14 protein-coding genes are annotated in these 14,713 nt (G+C 43.9%); 9 read left to right on the forward strand and 5 right to left on the reverse strand.

Annotated elements, in window-relative coordinates:
- The first annotated feature begins 405 nt into the window (after positions 1–405).
- The 4 genes from pdhA to lpdA are packed head-to-tail and all read left to right on the forward strand — an operon-like array spanning position 406 to position 5,209.
- Positions 406–1,488 (forward strand): pyruvate dehydrogenase (acetyl-transferring) E1 component subunit alpha, encoded by a 1,083-nt coding sequence (gene pdhA, locus VKA52_RS00410; RefSeq protein ID WP_305037799.1) that lies wholly within the window; start codon positions 406–408, stop codon positions 1,486–1,488.
- Positions 1,489–1,491: 3 nt separating this feature from the next.
- Positions 1,492–2,469, forward strand: coding sequence for an alpha-ketoacid dehydrogenase subunit beta (locus VKA52_RS00415; RefSeq protein ID WP_089652751.1), 978 nt, complete (start codon positions 1,492–1,494; stop codon positions 2,467–2,469).
- 28 nt (positions 2,470–2,497) lie between these two features.
- Positions 2,498–3,796: a dihydrolipoamide acetyltransferase family protein gene (locus VKA52_RS00420; RefSeq protein WP_326313824.1), complete on the forward strand. Its 1,299-nt coding sequence runs from the start codon at positions 2,498–2,500 to the stop codon at positions 3,794–3,796.
- Between the two features lie 3 nt (positions 3,797–3,799).
- Complete coding sequence (lpdA, locus tag VKA52_RS00425; RefSeq protein WP_326313825.1) at positions 3,800–5,209, forward strand: dihydrolipoyl dehydrogenase; 1,410 nt, start codon at positions 3,800–3,802, stop codon at positions 5,207–5,209.
- A gap of 152 nt (positions 5,210–5,361) precedes the next feature.
- Here lpdA and VKA52_RS00430 read toward each other — a convergent pair whose 3' ends face one another.
- The 3 genes from VKA52_RS00430 to VKA52_RS00440 form a co-directional block, all read right to left on the reverse strand.
- A complete protein-coding gene (locus VKA52_RS00430; RefSeq protein ID WP_160912941.1) occupies positions 5,362–5,736 on the reverse strand; it encodes a hypothetical protein in 375 nt (124 codons plus the stop codon).
- 323 nt (positions 5,737–6,059) lie between these two features.
- Positions 6,060–7,595 carry a glycine betaine uptake BCCT transporter gene (locus VKA52_RS00435; protein WP_326313826.1) on the reverse strand — a complete coding sequence of 512 codons (1,536 nt, stop codon included), beginning with the start codon at positions 7,593–7,595 and terminating at the stop codon, positions 6,060–6,062.
- A 39-nt stretch (positions 7,596–7,634) separates the two neighbouring features.
- Positions 7,635–8,699: an FUSC family protein gene (locus VKA52_RS00440; protein ID WP_326313827.1), complete on the reverse strand. Its 1,065-nt coding sequence runs from the start codon at positions 8,697–8,699 to the stop codon at positions 7,635–7,637.
- Between the two features lie 150 nt (positions 8,700–8,849).
- Between VKA52_RS00440 and VKA52_RS00445 the strand changes: the two genes are divergently transcribed.
- Together VKA52_RS00445 and VKA52_RS00450 are read left to right on the forward strand one after the other, a co-directional pair.
- Positions 8,850–9,707 (forward strand): polysaccharide deacetylase family protein, encoded by an 858-nt coding sequence (locus tag VKA52_RS00445; RefSeq protein WP_326313828.1) that lies wholly within the window; start codon positions 8,850–8,852, stop codon positions 9,705–9,707.
- Positions 9,708–9,899: 192 nt separating this feature from the next.
- A complete protein-coding gene (locus VKA52_RS00450; RefSeq protein ID WP_089652758.1) occupies positions 9,900–10,013 on the forward strand; it encodes a GapA-binding peptide SR1P in 114 nt (37 codons plus the stop codon).
- A gap of 193 nt (positions 10,014–10,206) precedes the next feature.
- Here VKA52_RS00450 and VKA52_RS00455 read toward each other — a convergent pair whose 3' ends face one another.
- A complete protein-coding gene (locus VKA52_RS00455) occupies positions 10,207–11,676 on the reverse strand; it encodes an aminotransferase class I/II-fold pyridoxal phosphate-dependent enzyme (RefSeq protein ID WP_326313829.1) in 1,470 nt (489 codons plus the stop codon).
- A gap of 125 nt (positions 11,677–11,801) precedes the next feature.
- Here VKA52_RS00455 and VKA52_RS00460 point away from each other — a divergent pair, with 125 nt between their 5' ends.
- Positions 11,802–12,761, forward strand: a complete 960-nt coding sequence (locus VKA52_RS00460) for an NAD(P)H-dependent flavin oxidoreductase (RefSeq protein WP_160912953.1) — start codon at positions 11,802–11,804, stop codon at positions 12,759–12,761.
- An 11-nt stretch (positions 12,762–12,772) separates the two neighbouring features.
- Entirely contained in the window at positions 12,773–13,045 is a 273-nt protein-coding gene (locus VKA52_RS00465; protein WP_160912955.1) for a UPF0223 family protein, read from the forward strand.
- Between the two features lie 38 nt (positions 13,046–13,083).
- Here the strand turns inward: VKA52_RS00465 and VKA52_RS00470 are convergent, their stop codons facing one another.
- Positions 13,084–13,722, reverse strand: a complete 639-nt coding sequence (locus VKA52_RS00470) for a YktB family protein (protein WP_326313830.1) — start codon at positions 13,720–13,722, stop codon at positions 13,084–13,086.
- 178 nt (positions 13,723–13,900) lie between these two features.
- Here VKA52_RS00470 and VKA52_RS00475 point away from each other — a divergent pair, with 178 nt between their 5' ends.
- Positions 13,901–14,089 (forward strand): hypothetical protein, encoded by a 189-nt coding sequence (locus tag VKA52_RS00475; protein ID WP_160912958.1) that lies wholly within the window; start codon positions 13,901–13,903, stop codon positions 14,087–14,089.
- Positions 14,090–14,713: the final 624 nt, after the last annotated feature.

Consider the following 14,713-nt stretch of genomic DNA (forward strand, 5'->3'; position numbering starts at 1 on the left):
GAGACACATGAAGTCCCTTGGGTCAAACAATTCAGTTGATTGTATGGAAGAAAAAACGTAAGATTAATACAGGCTTAATTTTGTGGTGATACAGTATTGTGTTATGAAATAACAAAATAAGTCATTTTCCGACTGCTGTCAGAAGCCTCTAAGACTATGTATAGATATTATGTAGCGAAGTGATTGACGAATGATGACGATTTGAGCTAAACTACATAATGGATTGACATTGTACCATTGAATCTTACTTGAAGAATGTAACAGTTTCTATAAACGTCCCTGCATGATTAATAAAGAAGTGTTCAGGGTAAAACGTAAAGAGCAAATCGGTACAGTTTTTTTTCATAATTGGGAAAGCTACTCACAGCATCCATTTTAAAATACGAAAGGAAAGGGTGAATGACTTTGAAACGAACTCTTGAGAACATTGAAAATCAGTTCGAAACGTTTCAAATCCTTAACGAAGAAGGCGAAATCGTAAACGAAGATTTTATGCCTGACCTATCTGATGAAGATCTGAAAGAAATTATGCGCCGTATGGTTTATACGCGTATCCTTGACCAGCGTTCTATCGCGCTTAACCGCCAGGGACGTCTTGGTTTCTACGCTCCAACTGCTGGACAGGAAGCATCTCAGCTTGGAAGCCAATTTGCATTGGAGAAGGAAGACTTTATTCTTCCAGGATACCGTGATGTACCACAGTTGATCTGGCACGGTCTGCCGCTTTACCAGGCATTCCTATTCTCCCGCGGACACCATAAAGGAAACCAAATGCCTGAAGGTGTGAACGCAGTGAGCCCGCAAATCATCATCGGTGCACAAATCACGCAGACAGCCGGTGTTGGTCTTGGTTATAAAAAACGTGGTGAAAATGCTGTAGCAATCACATATACAGGTGATGGCGGTGCATCCCAGGGTGACTTCTATGAAGGTATCAACTTTGCTGGTGCATTCGGTGCCCAAGCGATTTTCGTTGTTCAAAACAACCGTTTCGCGATTTCTGTACCTGTTGAAAAGCAGTCTGCAGCGCAAACAATTGCTCAAAAAGCAGTGGCTGCCGGAATCGAAGGCATTCAAGTAGACGGTATGGACGTACTTGCTGTTTATGCGGCAACGAAAGATGCTCGTGAGCGTGCTGTAAACGGTGAAGGTCCGACATTGATCGAGACACTTACTTATCGTTACGGCCCACACACAATGGCCGGAGACGATCCAACTCGTTACCGTACGGAAGATGAAGACAACGAGTGGGAGAAGAAAGATCCAATCGTTCGTTTCCGTAAGTTCCTTGAAGCGAAAGGCCTATGGTCTGAAGAGGAAGAAAACGAATTGATCGAAAAGACAAAAGAAGAAATTAAAGCAGCAGTAAAAGAAGCTGACAATACTCCAAAACAAACGGTTACCGACTTAATCGGTATCATGCATGAGGAACTTCCTTCTAACTTGAAAGAGCAGATGGAAGAATACAAGGAAAAGGAGTCGAAGTAAATCATGGCACAAATGACAATGATCCAAGCCATCACAGACGCGATGCGCACAGAACTTAAAAATGATGAAAACGTGCTTGTTTTCGGTGAAGACGTTGGTCAAAACGGCGGAGTATTCCGTGCGACTGAAGGTCTTCAAAAAGAATTCGGCGAAGATCGTGTATTTGATACACCACTAGCTGAATCCGGAATCGGCGGTATGTCCATCGGGCTTGCTCTTACAGGCTTCCGTCCGGTTCCTGAAATTCAATTCTTCGGTTTCGTATACGAAGTCATGGACGCAATCAGCGGTCAAATGGCTCGCTATCGTTACCGCTCTGGTGGTACTCGTCCAATGCCGATTACTGTTCGCTCTCCATTCGGCGGTGGCGTACACACACCAGAACTTCACGCAGACAGCCTTGAAGGTCTAATGGCTCAGCAGCCTGGTCTTCGTGTGGTTATCCCTTCTAATCCATACGATGCGAAAGGTCTTTTGATCTCTTCCATCCGTAATAACGATCCTGTCATCTTCCTTGAGCACATGAAGCTTTACCGCTCTTTCCGTGAAGAAGTGCCGGAAGAAGAATATACAGTAGATCTTGATAAAGCCGCTGTTAAGCGTGAAGGTACAGACGTTACCCTTGTTGCTTACGGTGCAATGGTTCACTCTTCTCTTAAAGCTGCGGAAGAGCTTGAGAAAGACGGAATTAGTGCAGAAGTCATTGACCTTCGTACTGTATCTCCAGTCGATTACGAAACAATTCTTGAGTCTGTTAAGAAGACAAACCGTGCTGTTGTTGTCCAGGAAGCTCAAAAGCAAGCGGGTATCGCAGCGAACGTTGTTTCTGAAATTCAAGAAAAAGCCATCCTTCACCTTGAAGCGCCTGTATTGCGTGTAGCTGCACCAGACACTGTCTATGCATTCACACAAGCAGAAGAAGTATGGTTGCCAAATCACAACACGATCGTTGAAAAAGTCAACGACGTTATGAACTTTTAATCATCTCTAATACTAGGAGGTAATAACCGTGGCATTCGAATTTAAACTGCCTGATATCGGTGAAGGTATCCACGAAGGTGAAATTGCGAAGTGGTTCGTCAAGCCTGGCGACGAAGTAAAAGAAGACGATGTACTTTGTGAAGTACAAAACGATAAAGCTGTTGTAGAAATCCCTTCCCAAGTAGATGGAACGGTCAAAGACATCCATGTGGATGAAGGTGAAACGACTACAGTCGGAACAGTCATCATCACAATCGATGATGGATCTGAAGATGCTCCTGCTTCTGAAGAGCCTAAAGAAGAGCCGAAGGAAGAAAAAGAAGAAGCATCTAAAGAAGAAAGCAAAGAAGAAAAAGCTGAACAACCAGCTGCATCTGCAGACGAAGGTGACGTTGATGAAGACCGTCGCGTTGTAGCGATGCCTTCTGTGCGTAAATTTGCTCGTGATAATGATGTCGACATCCGTAAAGTTCAAGGATCCGGCAAAAACGGCCGCGTTCTAAAAGAAGACGTTGAAAGCTTCATGAACGGCGGACAAGCGGAAGCAGCATCTGAAGCTCCAGCAGAAGAGAAGCAGGAAGAAGCAGCTTCTACACAACAGGCAGCTCCAGCTGCAGGCGAAGCTTACCCAGAAACTCGTGAGAAGATGAGCGGAATCCGTAAAGCGATCTCCAAAGCTATGGTGAACTCCAAGCATACAGCTCCTCACGTAACGTTGATGGACGAAGTGGATGTATCTGAACTAGTTGCCCACCGTAAGAAGTTCAAAGCAGTTGCAGCTGAGCAGGACATCAAGTTGACTTACCTTCCATATGTTGTGAAGTCTCTTGTATCTACTCTGAAGAAATATCCTGTCCTTAATACGTCAATTGACGACAATACGGATGAAATTATTCAGAAACACTATTATAATATTGGTATCGCTGCTGATACAGAGAAAGGCCTAATGGTTCCAGTCGTAAAAGATGCAGACCGCAAGTCCGTCTTCTCAATCTCAAGCGAAATCAACGAACTAGCTGTGAAAGCTCGTGACGGTAAACTATCATCTGAAGAAATGAAAGGTGCTTCCACTACAATTACGAATATCGGATCTGCCGGTGGCCAGTGGTTTACACCAGTCATCAACCACCCAGAAGTAGCGATCCTAGGTATCGGACGTATTGCAGACAAGCCAATCGTACGCGATGGTGAAGTTGTAGTAGCTCCCGTTCTTGCGATTTCCCTAAGCTTCGACCACCGTATCATCGATGGTGCGACAGCTCAGCACGCAATGAACAACATCAAGCGTTTACTGAACGATCCACAACTAATCATGATGGAGGCGTAAAGTATGGTAGTAGGAGATTTCCCAATTGAACTAGATACGTTAGTTGTCGGTGCGGGTCCTGGCGGTTATGTTGCCGCTATCCGTGCTGCACAATCCGGTCAAAATGTAACCATTGTCGATAAAGGTAACCTGGGTGGCGTTTGTTTGAACGTCGGTTGTGTTCCTTCCAAAGCGTTGATCCAAGCAGGTCACCGTTATGAACACGCTCAAGGTGCTGAAGACATGGGAATCAAGTCAGAAAACACAACCGTCGACTTCTCTAAAGTACAAGAGTGGAAAAGCGGCGTTGTCAACAAACTGACTGGCGGTGTTGAAGGTCTTCTTAAAGGAAACAAAGTAGACATCGTTAAAGGCGAAGTATACTTCGTAGATAAAAACACGGTTCGTGTTATGGATGAAAAGAACTCTCAAACATACACGTTCAATAATTGCATCATTGCAACTGGTTCCCGTCCGATCGAGATTCCTTCTTTCAAATTCTCTGATCGTGTTCTAGATTCTACAGGTGCTTTGAATCTGGATGAAATCCCAGAGAAAATGGTCGTTATCGGCGGAGGTTACATCGGTACTGAACTTGGTACAGCGTATGCAAACTTCGGTACAAAAGTAACGATCCTTGAAGGTACTAAAGACATCCTTGGTGGCTTCGAGAAGCAAATGTCTTCCATCGTTAAGAAGCGTCTGAAGAAAAAAGGCGTAGACGTGGTGACTGAAGCCATGGCTCAAGGTGTAGAAGAGACGGAAAACGGAGTTACCGTGAAGTATGAAGCTAAAGGTGAAGAAAAATCCATTGATGCTGATTACGTACTTGTAACTGTTGGCCGTCGTCCGAACACAGACGAAATCGGTCTTGAGGATCTTGGAATCAAGATGTCCGATAAAGGAATCATCGAAATCGATAAACAGTGCCGTACGAGCATTGATAACATCTATGCTATCGGAGATATCGTTGAAGGACCTCCACTTGCTCACAAAGCTTCTTATGAAGGTAAAATCGCTGCAGAAGCGATCTCTGGTGAGAAGTCTGAGATCGACTACCTTGGCATTCCAGCCGTTGTATTCTCTGATCCAGAACTAGCTTCTGTCGGTTACACAGAGCAGGAAGCAAAAGATGCTGGCTATGAGGTCAAAGCATCCAAATTCCCATTTGCAGCAAACGGACGTGCGCTGTCTCTTAACGAAAGTGACGGCTTCCTGAAGCTCGTGACACGTAAAGAAGACGGTCTTGTCATCGGTGCTCAAATCGCTGGTGCGAATGCTAGTGACATGATTGCTGAGCTTGGCTTAGCTATCGAATCCGGCATGACAGCTGAAGACTTAGCACTTACCATCCACGCTCACCCGACACTAGGGGAGATCACGATGGAAGCAGCTGAAGTTGCGATCGATCAACCGATCCACATCGTTAAATAATACTATTTAGAAAGCCCGCCAGACTCTCGGGAGTCTGGCGGGCTTTTTTTATAGGAAAGAAGGTTTCACGACTTTTAAGCGCAGGTTTAACAGATCTCTGTAAACTGTTTTTATATAAAGAAGCCTTCCCTGAGGATAGGGAAGGCTCGATTTTATCTAACCATGGCTATATGATTTTCCAGTGTCATTAAAATCTTTTCACGTGGGTTGTTTCCAGATATCGTGGTGACCGTTTTTCCTTCTTCTTTAACTACGAGTACGGGTAAATCATCTGTTGGGATGTTCAGGTCATTTAGATCCTTTTCGGTTTGTTCGAATTGCAATTCAGCACCGTCATCCTGTTTCAATTTCCAATCAAGGAGGGCGCTTAAGTAATCTTGTGCGGATTCCTGTTGGTCCGCTTCGGTGTATAAGTATAATTCGTAATTCTCAGGTGTAGCCTTAAGTACTTGAATGGTTTCGCCTTTCTGTAGACATCCCGCGAGTAAGAATATAGCTAAGAAAGATAGGAATATACGATTCATCATGGTCCGACCCACTCCCTTGTCTTTAATCCATTCTCAGTGTAACAAGGAATGAGAGAGATTTTTTTGATGTTATCGTTTTGTCATGGAATTGATAGTCTTATGTTGTATTGTGACATCTGCTGTAAAACCGTTTATTACCCGAGTGACCTTGTAGACGCCTATATAGAATCGTGCAACAGCTTGTGTAAGGATGTGAAAAACAGAAAGAGGGGAAAGGGTGCTCGGAGAGGAAATGTATGCTAGACGTGCATCTAGTAAGGAATGGGAGCATGTAGAATAAAAAAGGAACCCAGAAATTATATTCTGGGTTCCTGAAGGTTTGATTATTTCTTTTTCTTCTTAAGATCAACTACTTTCCCTTCCTCCTGGAAGGTCTTAAACAAGGAGAAGCAGATGAGTATCATAATAAAGGTGAACGGGAAGGCGGCGATGATCGCTGCTGTTTGGAGAGCACCTAATCCACCTTGCCAAAGCAGTACGGCTGCTGCTCCTGCTTGGATAATTCCCCAAGTGAATTTCACCTGATTTTTAGGATTCAAGCTACCGTTCGTTGTTTGCATCCCCAGGACAAACGTTGCGGAATCGGCAGATGTAACGAAGAATGTACTAATAAGTAATAGCCCTACGAAAGACATGATTGAGCCTAATGGTACATTTTCCATCATAGAGAAGAGAGCGACTTCTGAACCGAGTTCACTAACATCAGAATAGATATCTACATCATTGAAGAATTCAAGTGAAATTGCTGTTCCACCGAACACTGAGAACCATAGAGCTCCAAAGATTGTAGGTACTAATAGAACACCTAGAATGAACTCACGAACCGTACGTCCGCGGGATACACGGGCGATGAATGTTCCTACGAATGGAGCCCAGGAAATCCACCAAGCCCAGTAGAAAATGGTCCAGTTTTGGACCCATGAACTATCTTCAGCAAAAGGTGTCATCCGAAAGCTCATATAAGGCAGGTCGCGGATATAAGACCCGAATGATGTCGTGAAGTAATCCATGATAAAGTTTGTTGGTCCTGCAAATAGCATGAATACCATCAAACCGATGGCGAGCACAACGTTTGTGTTACTAAGGTATTTAATCCCTTTGTTCAAACCAGTCATAGCAGAAACCATGAAAAGGACAGTTACGATAGCAATAATGGTAAGCTGCAATGTGAACGTATCTTCTAAACCGTCAATGGTAAAGGCCAGACCACTTGATATTTGTAATGCACCCAGACCTAGAGAGGTCGCTACACCAAAGATCGTTGCAAAAACAGCGATAAAGTCTATTAGTGTACCAATTGGACCTTTCACTCTCTTTTCACCCAGTACAGGTGTGAGAGCGGCACTAATTACACCAGGAGCATCTTTTCGGAATTTAAAGTAAGCAAGAGCGAGAGCCAATACAGAATAAAAGGCCCATGGATGAAGTCCCCAGTGGAAGAAGGTGTACTTCATAGCGGACTGAGCTGCTTCTTCACTCATAGGCTCTTGTCCCGGAATTGGTGGTGTATGGAAGTGAGAAAGGGGTTCTGCAGAGCCCCAGAAAACTAGTCCAATTCCCATACCCGCACTAAAGAGCATGGCGAACCATGTAATGTATGGATATTCCGGTTCGTCATCCGGTTTTCCTAATTTTAAATTTCCATATTTCGAGAATACCAAGAAGATAACAAAAATTAAGAAGCCTGTAGCTGATAATAAATAGAACCATCCAAATTTTTCTGTCAGGAAACCTTGAATGTTAGATGTTACGTTTTGTAAGTTCCAAGTCGGTAGAACACTTTCAGGGATAACTCCCCAGCCGATGAATAAGAATGCGACAACTACTGAAATGTAAAATACTTTAGTTACTTGATTCATTACTGACTTCCCTCCTAATTTTAAAATTTCTTCACCACATTATGACTGATCTGGCAGATAACATTTCCTCACGAGCTGATCTTGTTTTTGCGACAAATTTTGCAATTCTTCCAATACGTCATGAAAACAAAGCAATTCGTAAATTAAGATCGTCTGTGGTGGTAAGTGATGCCGGTAACCCGTCTGCTTTACCACATGGTCTTCTTTCCATTTCCAGAATGCATCATCCAGCTTATGGACCATCTCGAACTGTCTTTCGTTAATCGAGTGGGTCGGGTCACTAAGTACATGCGTGAATTCCTCCGTAAGTGCAAGCAAAAGTTCTTTTTCTTCGTTAGTGAAATCAGAGGCTTTTGTTTGTACATACTGCAAGTTTCCAAGATGATAAGCAATTTGTTGGAAAGCCGCCAGTTTTCGTTGCGAGAGTTGAAAAGCGACCATCGCTTCTTCTGAGTGACGATGGTATTTCCACTCTTCTCTTTGATATTGAGAAAGCTGATTTGTCTTTTCCAGGTGGGCCGTCAATTGCCGGTAGGACCTCTGGATCGCACGAGTTTTCTCTTTAGATTCTGCCGTTACCTCGGAAATTATTCGCTTCAAAAGCAGACCAGCATGATTATACAAACCGTTGATGTTTTTGTAAATCATAGGCGAATAATTCGGTGGTAAAAGGAAAAAATTCACAAAAGTCGAGATGATGATTCCAATGGAGGTTGTACCCAATCTCGTAAAAAATGAAACCACATATTGATCTTGGAAGTCAGGAATCATCGCTGTCGCTGTGATGGTAGCGACCAGGATTCCATCATCCAGTTTCAATTTGTGACAGACGGCGATCGTCACCATAGCTACAAGAGCGAATGTCAACGCACCTTTTCCCAACAGTCCGTAGAACGTGGTAGCAAGCAATGCGCCAATGGCCGACGCAGGAAATCGTACCGCGGCTTTTTTTATCGAATCTGCAGCTGTGTGTTCAATCGTGACGATAGCTGTGATGACAGCAAATATAATGGGTAAATTAAAAAAACCGCAAATCAATGCAGTCAAAAAGACAGAAATCCCCGTTTTTAACGTTCGGCTTCCTAAAAATTTGAATTTTTTCAATGAATGTAGCATTTTAATCACCCATATGTAAGAAGTCATGAGACCACGATAAAACATTATATAATATTTTACCCGAAAACGATAGATATATTGTTGAATTTTCTTTTATAATGAAGGAAGTGGAAATACATAACAGTGGAGGGAACACCTATGAAAAAATGGACAAGTCTGTGGATCGTACTAATTTTTCTGCTTTCTGCCTGCTCTGGAGCAAATGGTGAGGAAGCTAAGAAACAAGAAGAAGAAGCTGTAGAGAAAGAGCCGAAAGAAGAAGTAGTAGAGGATGAAAAGGCGGATGAAGAAACAGCAGAAGAAACAAATGAAGAAATAGAAACGAAAGAAACAGCAGAAGAAGATGAGGAAGTAATGAAGAATGCAGAACCACAATATGAATTGACAGGTAACTGGTCGTTCAAACCGATCGGAGACGCGAATCCAAAAGTCGCTCTTCTTACGATTGATGATGCACCAGATACCCACGCAGTGGAAATGGCTGAAACGTTGAAAGAAAAAGATGCACCTGCGATCTTTTTCGTAAACGGACACTTTATTGATACACCAGAAGAAAAAGAAAAATTAAAACAGATTCATGAGATGGGCTTTGCAATCGGGAATCATACGGCTTCACATGCGAGCTTGCCTGACCTTAGTGAAGAAGAACAACGAGAGGAAATTGTTGGATTGAATGATAAGATTGAAGAAATCATCGGTGAACGTCCCGTCTTTTTCCGTGCACCTTTTGGTCAGAATACCGATTTTTCTAAGCAGTTGGCGGAAGATGAAGGAATGCTCGTCATGAACTGGACTTATGGGTACGATTGGGAAAGTGACTATCAGGATGATCAAGCTCTTGCTGACATTATGGTCAACACCCCACTTTTGAACAACGGTGCGAACTTGCTGATGCACGACAGGGATTGGACAAACAAAGCGTTGGGTTCTATTGCGGATGGTCTGCGTGAGAAAGGCTATGAGCTGTTAGATCCAGCACTTATACAAACGCCTTAATCAAAAAGATCACTCATTGGAGTGATCTTTTTTTAGTCTTAAAAATGAACCTTCCTCATATACTAGTAGGTAGGAAATTATTAGTATGACATATTTTTAAAAAAGTTATACTTTTGGGCTTGATTTTTCGATTGTGCCATATTAGAATGAAATTACGTTGAAAACGATTACAAATATGGGGAGTGGATGTGAATGGGTACAATCGTATGTCAAGACTGTCAGAAGGTAATTGAGCACTACGAAAATGAGAAGGTTTCTACTCTTTACAGCACCTGTCCAACTTGCAACAAACCAGAAGACAAATAAAAAGTATGTACTATTAAACGGGGGCATCCTTTCTGTGAAGGAAGCATAAAAGGGAAGAATCAGGTCTACGGCCTGGTTCTTTTTTTAGTGCGCGAAGGATTTCCGATGAGAGGAAATCCCTTCGCGCCAAAGAGCAGGAGAATCGCGCCAAAGAGCAGGAAGCACAAAAAAAGAAGCCCATATCGGGCTTCTTTTATTTGAATGCTCGTTGTTCACGAATGACTTGAATGGTTTCAAGAGTATCATCTTCAGGGCCTTGTACTGGTAGGCCGGCTTCAACATTATCATGAATGTAGTCAATGTTTTCGCGTGTAATAATTTCACCTGGAATGAAAATGGGAATGCCAGGAGGATAGACCATTACGAATTCCGCACTGATCCTTCCAACAGCTTCTTTTAGCAATATGGTTTCTGTAGACGAGTAGAAGGCTTCTCTTGGAGAAAGAGCGAGCACAGGGATGTCGGGGACCTTCACCTGGATGTTTTCTGTTTCCTCTTTGTCCGAGTGCTCGTTAGAAAGGTTTTCTAGAGCTGTTATGAGCTCGTCGATATCTTCCTCTCGATCACCAGGAGTCACGATACATAAAATGTTGTACAAATCGGACAGTTCCACTTCAATATTGGCTTTTTCTCTAAGCCAGACTTCAACGTCATAGCCGGATAACCCCAGCTTTTTAACAGAGATGATTAATTTCGTAGGGTCAAAGTCTACTGTAGCATCGCTCGTCAAGATTTCACTACCCGGACAATAAATACCTGGAATTTCATTTAATTTTCTTCGGGCATCGTCCGCCAGGCGAAGGGTTTGTTCCATCAGCTCCCGGCCGTTAACAGCGAGATGTCTTCGTGCTGCATCCAGACTTGCGAGTAAAAGATAGGAAGTTGACGTCGTGTGCAGCATGGATAAAATCGACTGCACTCTTTCATGGGAAACGAGTCCTTCACGTAAATTCAGTACGGAACTTTGGGTTAATGAACCACCCAGCTTATGCACACTTGTCGCTGCCATATCAGCACCTGCCTGCATCGCAGAAAGAGGGAGGCGCTCATGGAAGTGGATGTGGACCCCGTGTGCTTCATCGACAAGCACAGGGATATCAAAGCTGTGGGCAATGTTGACAATTTTTTTCAAATCGGCAGATACTCCGAAATAAGTCGGGTTGATGACGAGCAGTCCTTTTGCATCCGGGTGTGCTTCACATGCCTTCTGCACAGCCTCTGAAGTGATTCCGTGAGAGATACCGAAGCGCTCGTCCAGTTCCGGGTGGATAAAGACGGGTTTAGCTCCTGAAAAAATAATCGCTGTTGTTACAGATTTATGGACGTTCCTTGGCACGATGATTTTATCACCAGGATGGCAGACGCTCATAATCATTGTCATGATCGCACCGGAAGTGCCCTGGACGGAGAAAAATGTATAATCTGCACCGAAGGCTTCTGCGGCTAGGTCTTGGGCCTGTTTAATCATGCCTTGCGGGTGGTGCAGGTCATCGAGCGGTTCAATGTTGATAAGATCGATCGAAAGTGCTTGATCTCCCATAAAGGTCCGGAACTCTTCATCCATTCCTTTTCCGCCTTTATGACCTGGAATATGAAATTGGACCGGCTTGCGGTCCCTATGTTTTTTTAATCCTGTAAACAAGGGAGTTTCATGTTGGTTCATTTGTGTTTCCACCTCTTTAATATAGAAAAGCACATGAATTATAGCAGGTTATACGTTCGCTTGCTAGTCTTTTTGTGTATCCTTTTTCCAATCATGCTAAAATGAAACAAAGGGGAGGGGTTCATGTGGAATGGAAAACTCGCGTTACAGAAGCTTTAGGCATTACATACCCGATAATCCAGGGAGGGCTTGCTCACCTCGCTTATTCTGAATTGGCTGCAGCGGTTTCAGACGCTGGAGGACTTGGTCAATTGACGGCGATGAGTATGGAAGGTACCGATCAACTAAGGATGGAAATTGCTGCAGTAAGAGAAAAGACAGACCGACCGTTTGGTGTGAACTTCGCGATCGGCCAGCATGGTCGTCCTTTCCAAGAGATGGTTCAAGTCGCTGTAGAAGAAAAGGTGCCGGTCATATCGGTGACAGGTGGAAATCCTGCGCCAGTGCTCGAGTTAGTGAAAGGTACTGGAATTAAAACCCTCGTTCTTGTAGCAGCAAGACGGCAGGCAGTTAAAGCGGAGGAGCTGGGTGCGGATGCCGTTATGGTCGTCGGTCATGAAGGCGGGGGACACCTTGGACGTGATGATGTTGGTACATTCGTCCTGACGCCGCAAGTCGTAGACGCTGTTGATATCCCTGTTATTGCTTCAGGAGGAGTAGGAGACGGCAGGGGATTGATGGCTGCTCTTGCTTTAGGAGCGGAAGGAGTAGAGATGGGGACACGGTTTATTGCAACTAAAGAATGTGTCCATGCCCATCCCGCTTATCTGGAAGCTTTGATTCAAGCGGACGAGACCTCCACCACTATCATAAAAAGAAGTTTGAAGGCCCCGGCTCGTGCCTTGAAAAATGAGTGGACAGCGCGTATCTTGGAATTGGAAGAGGAACAAGCTGGTTACGAAGGCTTAAAATCTTACATTAACGGTGAAGCGAATAAAACCTTCATATATGAGGGAAAACAAGCCAGCGGATTTGGCTGGGCCGGGCAAGTCGCTTCAAGGATCCATGACGTTCCATCGGTCGATGAGCTGGTTAAACGGATGGTCACGGAAGCGGAAGAAATCCGCAACCGGTGGAGCAGGTAAGGAGGAGAAAAGTGAGTTATACGTATCCAATCGATGAAGTGTATTGGTCAAAAGAAGAAATTATCGATGTCGTTAATTTTTACAGTATGGTAGAACAGGCCTATGAAAAAGGAGTCGACCGTGATGAGCTGATGCTCGCTTATACACGTTTTAAACAAATCGTTCCATCTAAAAGTGAAGAAAAAACGCTTTGCGGACAATTTGAAAAAGAATCCGGCTATTCTTGTTACAGAGCTGTGAAACAGGCGAAAGGCCTTAGTAAAGGCGACAAATTAAAAATGTAAACAAAAAAAGGCGCTCCCTCACAGGGCGCCTTTTTTGTTTACTGATCGAGTTGTTTTGTGTAACGGTATAAAGGTTCAAGGGTTTGGAATGTTTCTTTACAAAGCTTAAGGAAAGCATCTGGATCTTTCAGACGGTCATCTCCACGTTCAATGTTCCTGCCGCACAGGATCTCAGCTTTTTTCACAGTCTTTAGACGCTCGGTCATGCTCAAGAACTTGTCTTCATTAACATCAGACTGAGGAATGCTGTCCGGTTTCGTATGATCGATGGACCACACATAGTCCTCCGGGATATGTTGAAGAACTTCATCCTTGTTTTGCTCCAATTTATAAGCAAAGTCCTGTTTGATGGGACTTTCGTAGATTACAGCAAACCAAATGAACACATGAGACTCCCACAAGCCAATTTGGAAGTGGGGAAGCTTCTTGTATCCGCGTTTATTTGAAGCAAGAGCTGCCCAAGTATCGTTCGGCGGATTCGTTTTACGTCGGGCGTGTTTCGCTACGTGAACGAACATTTCGTCACCCGTCATTGCTGTGACATCTGCATCGAGTTCTGTCGCTATAGCCTCAAGCTTTGGGGAAATACGATCTTTTAAAGCTTCCATTCTATTTTCCAATCCTGGAATGGAAAAAACGTCAAAGTCCTCTTGTGTAAATCCACTAAATGTCGTCATTCGATCAACTCCTTCATTTCTCGCCCTTATTTTACCACAATAGACCACTCTTACTAAGTGATGTGTTCCCTTGGTTTGAATTCTGTAAAAATGGGTTACATATAAGTAATCTAATTGAAACTTCTGTCGCAAAAGTCACATATATATATAGTAAGGATTTGAAAGGGAGGGGTTAGCAGTGAAACATGTCATGGAAGCATTGCGTAAAAGAGAAGCTGAAGAGAAGCTCCCGGTAATCCGTATGGAGATTGATTACGAATTGGTGACCTTGCATGATGCCATGATCGCCGGAGATGTCGAACAAATTAAAAAAACAAAGAGAAGACTCTCTGAACTTCGTAAGCAATTGATTGAATGGTCCTTATAAGAGCGAGCAACACTAAAGTTGCTCGTCTTTTTTATTGTCTTTAAACCCTAAGCTTACTGAAGAATATGGCAGGTTTCTAGAAGACTCAGTTTCGAGACTTTTGTTGAGTGGGTGGGGCTGCGGGGAATAACTCGCTTTCCGCGGGAGCGCGATGAGCCTCCTCAGGCTGACGCCTTGCGGGGTCTCACCTAGCACTCTTTTCCCGCAGGAGTCTCGCCATCCTCCTCCGCCCCTTAACCAAGGAAGGTTCTCGAAACCACTACTTAAAAAATCACTTGTATGGTTATTAGAAGTGAATGATATAAACTCTACCCCAATTGACGTTTAGCTTAGGCAAATGCTTGATACAAGGCACTTTATGCCCGCCTAGGGGAGAAAAATTGGAACCTTCCTTATACAGGTGTTCTAATCATCCACTTCCCTCAACCATTCAAGCTGCCCCTGTTAGAAGTGGTTTCGAGACACTTTTAAGGTAAAGGGGCGGAGGGAAACGGTGAGACTCCTATGGGATGTGTGGGACAGGTGAGACCCCGGAAGGCGTAGCCTGAGGAGGCTCACCGCCCGCCCCATGGAAAGTGTTCAAATGCGGAATCGTCCTGGTAGACACGACTGGCATAAGCAGAC

It is taken from the genome of Halobacillus sp. HZG1, assembly GCF_035818575.1.
Taxonomy (GTDB): domain Bacteria; phylum Bacillota; class Bacilli; order Bacillales; family Halobacillaceae; genus Halobacillus; species Halobacillus litoralis.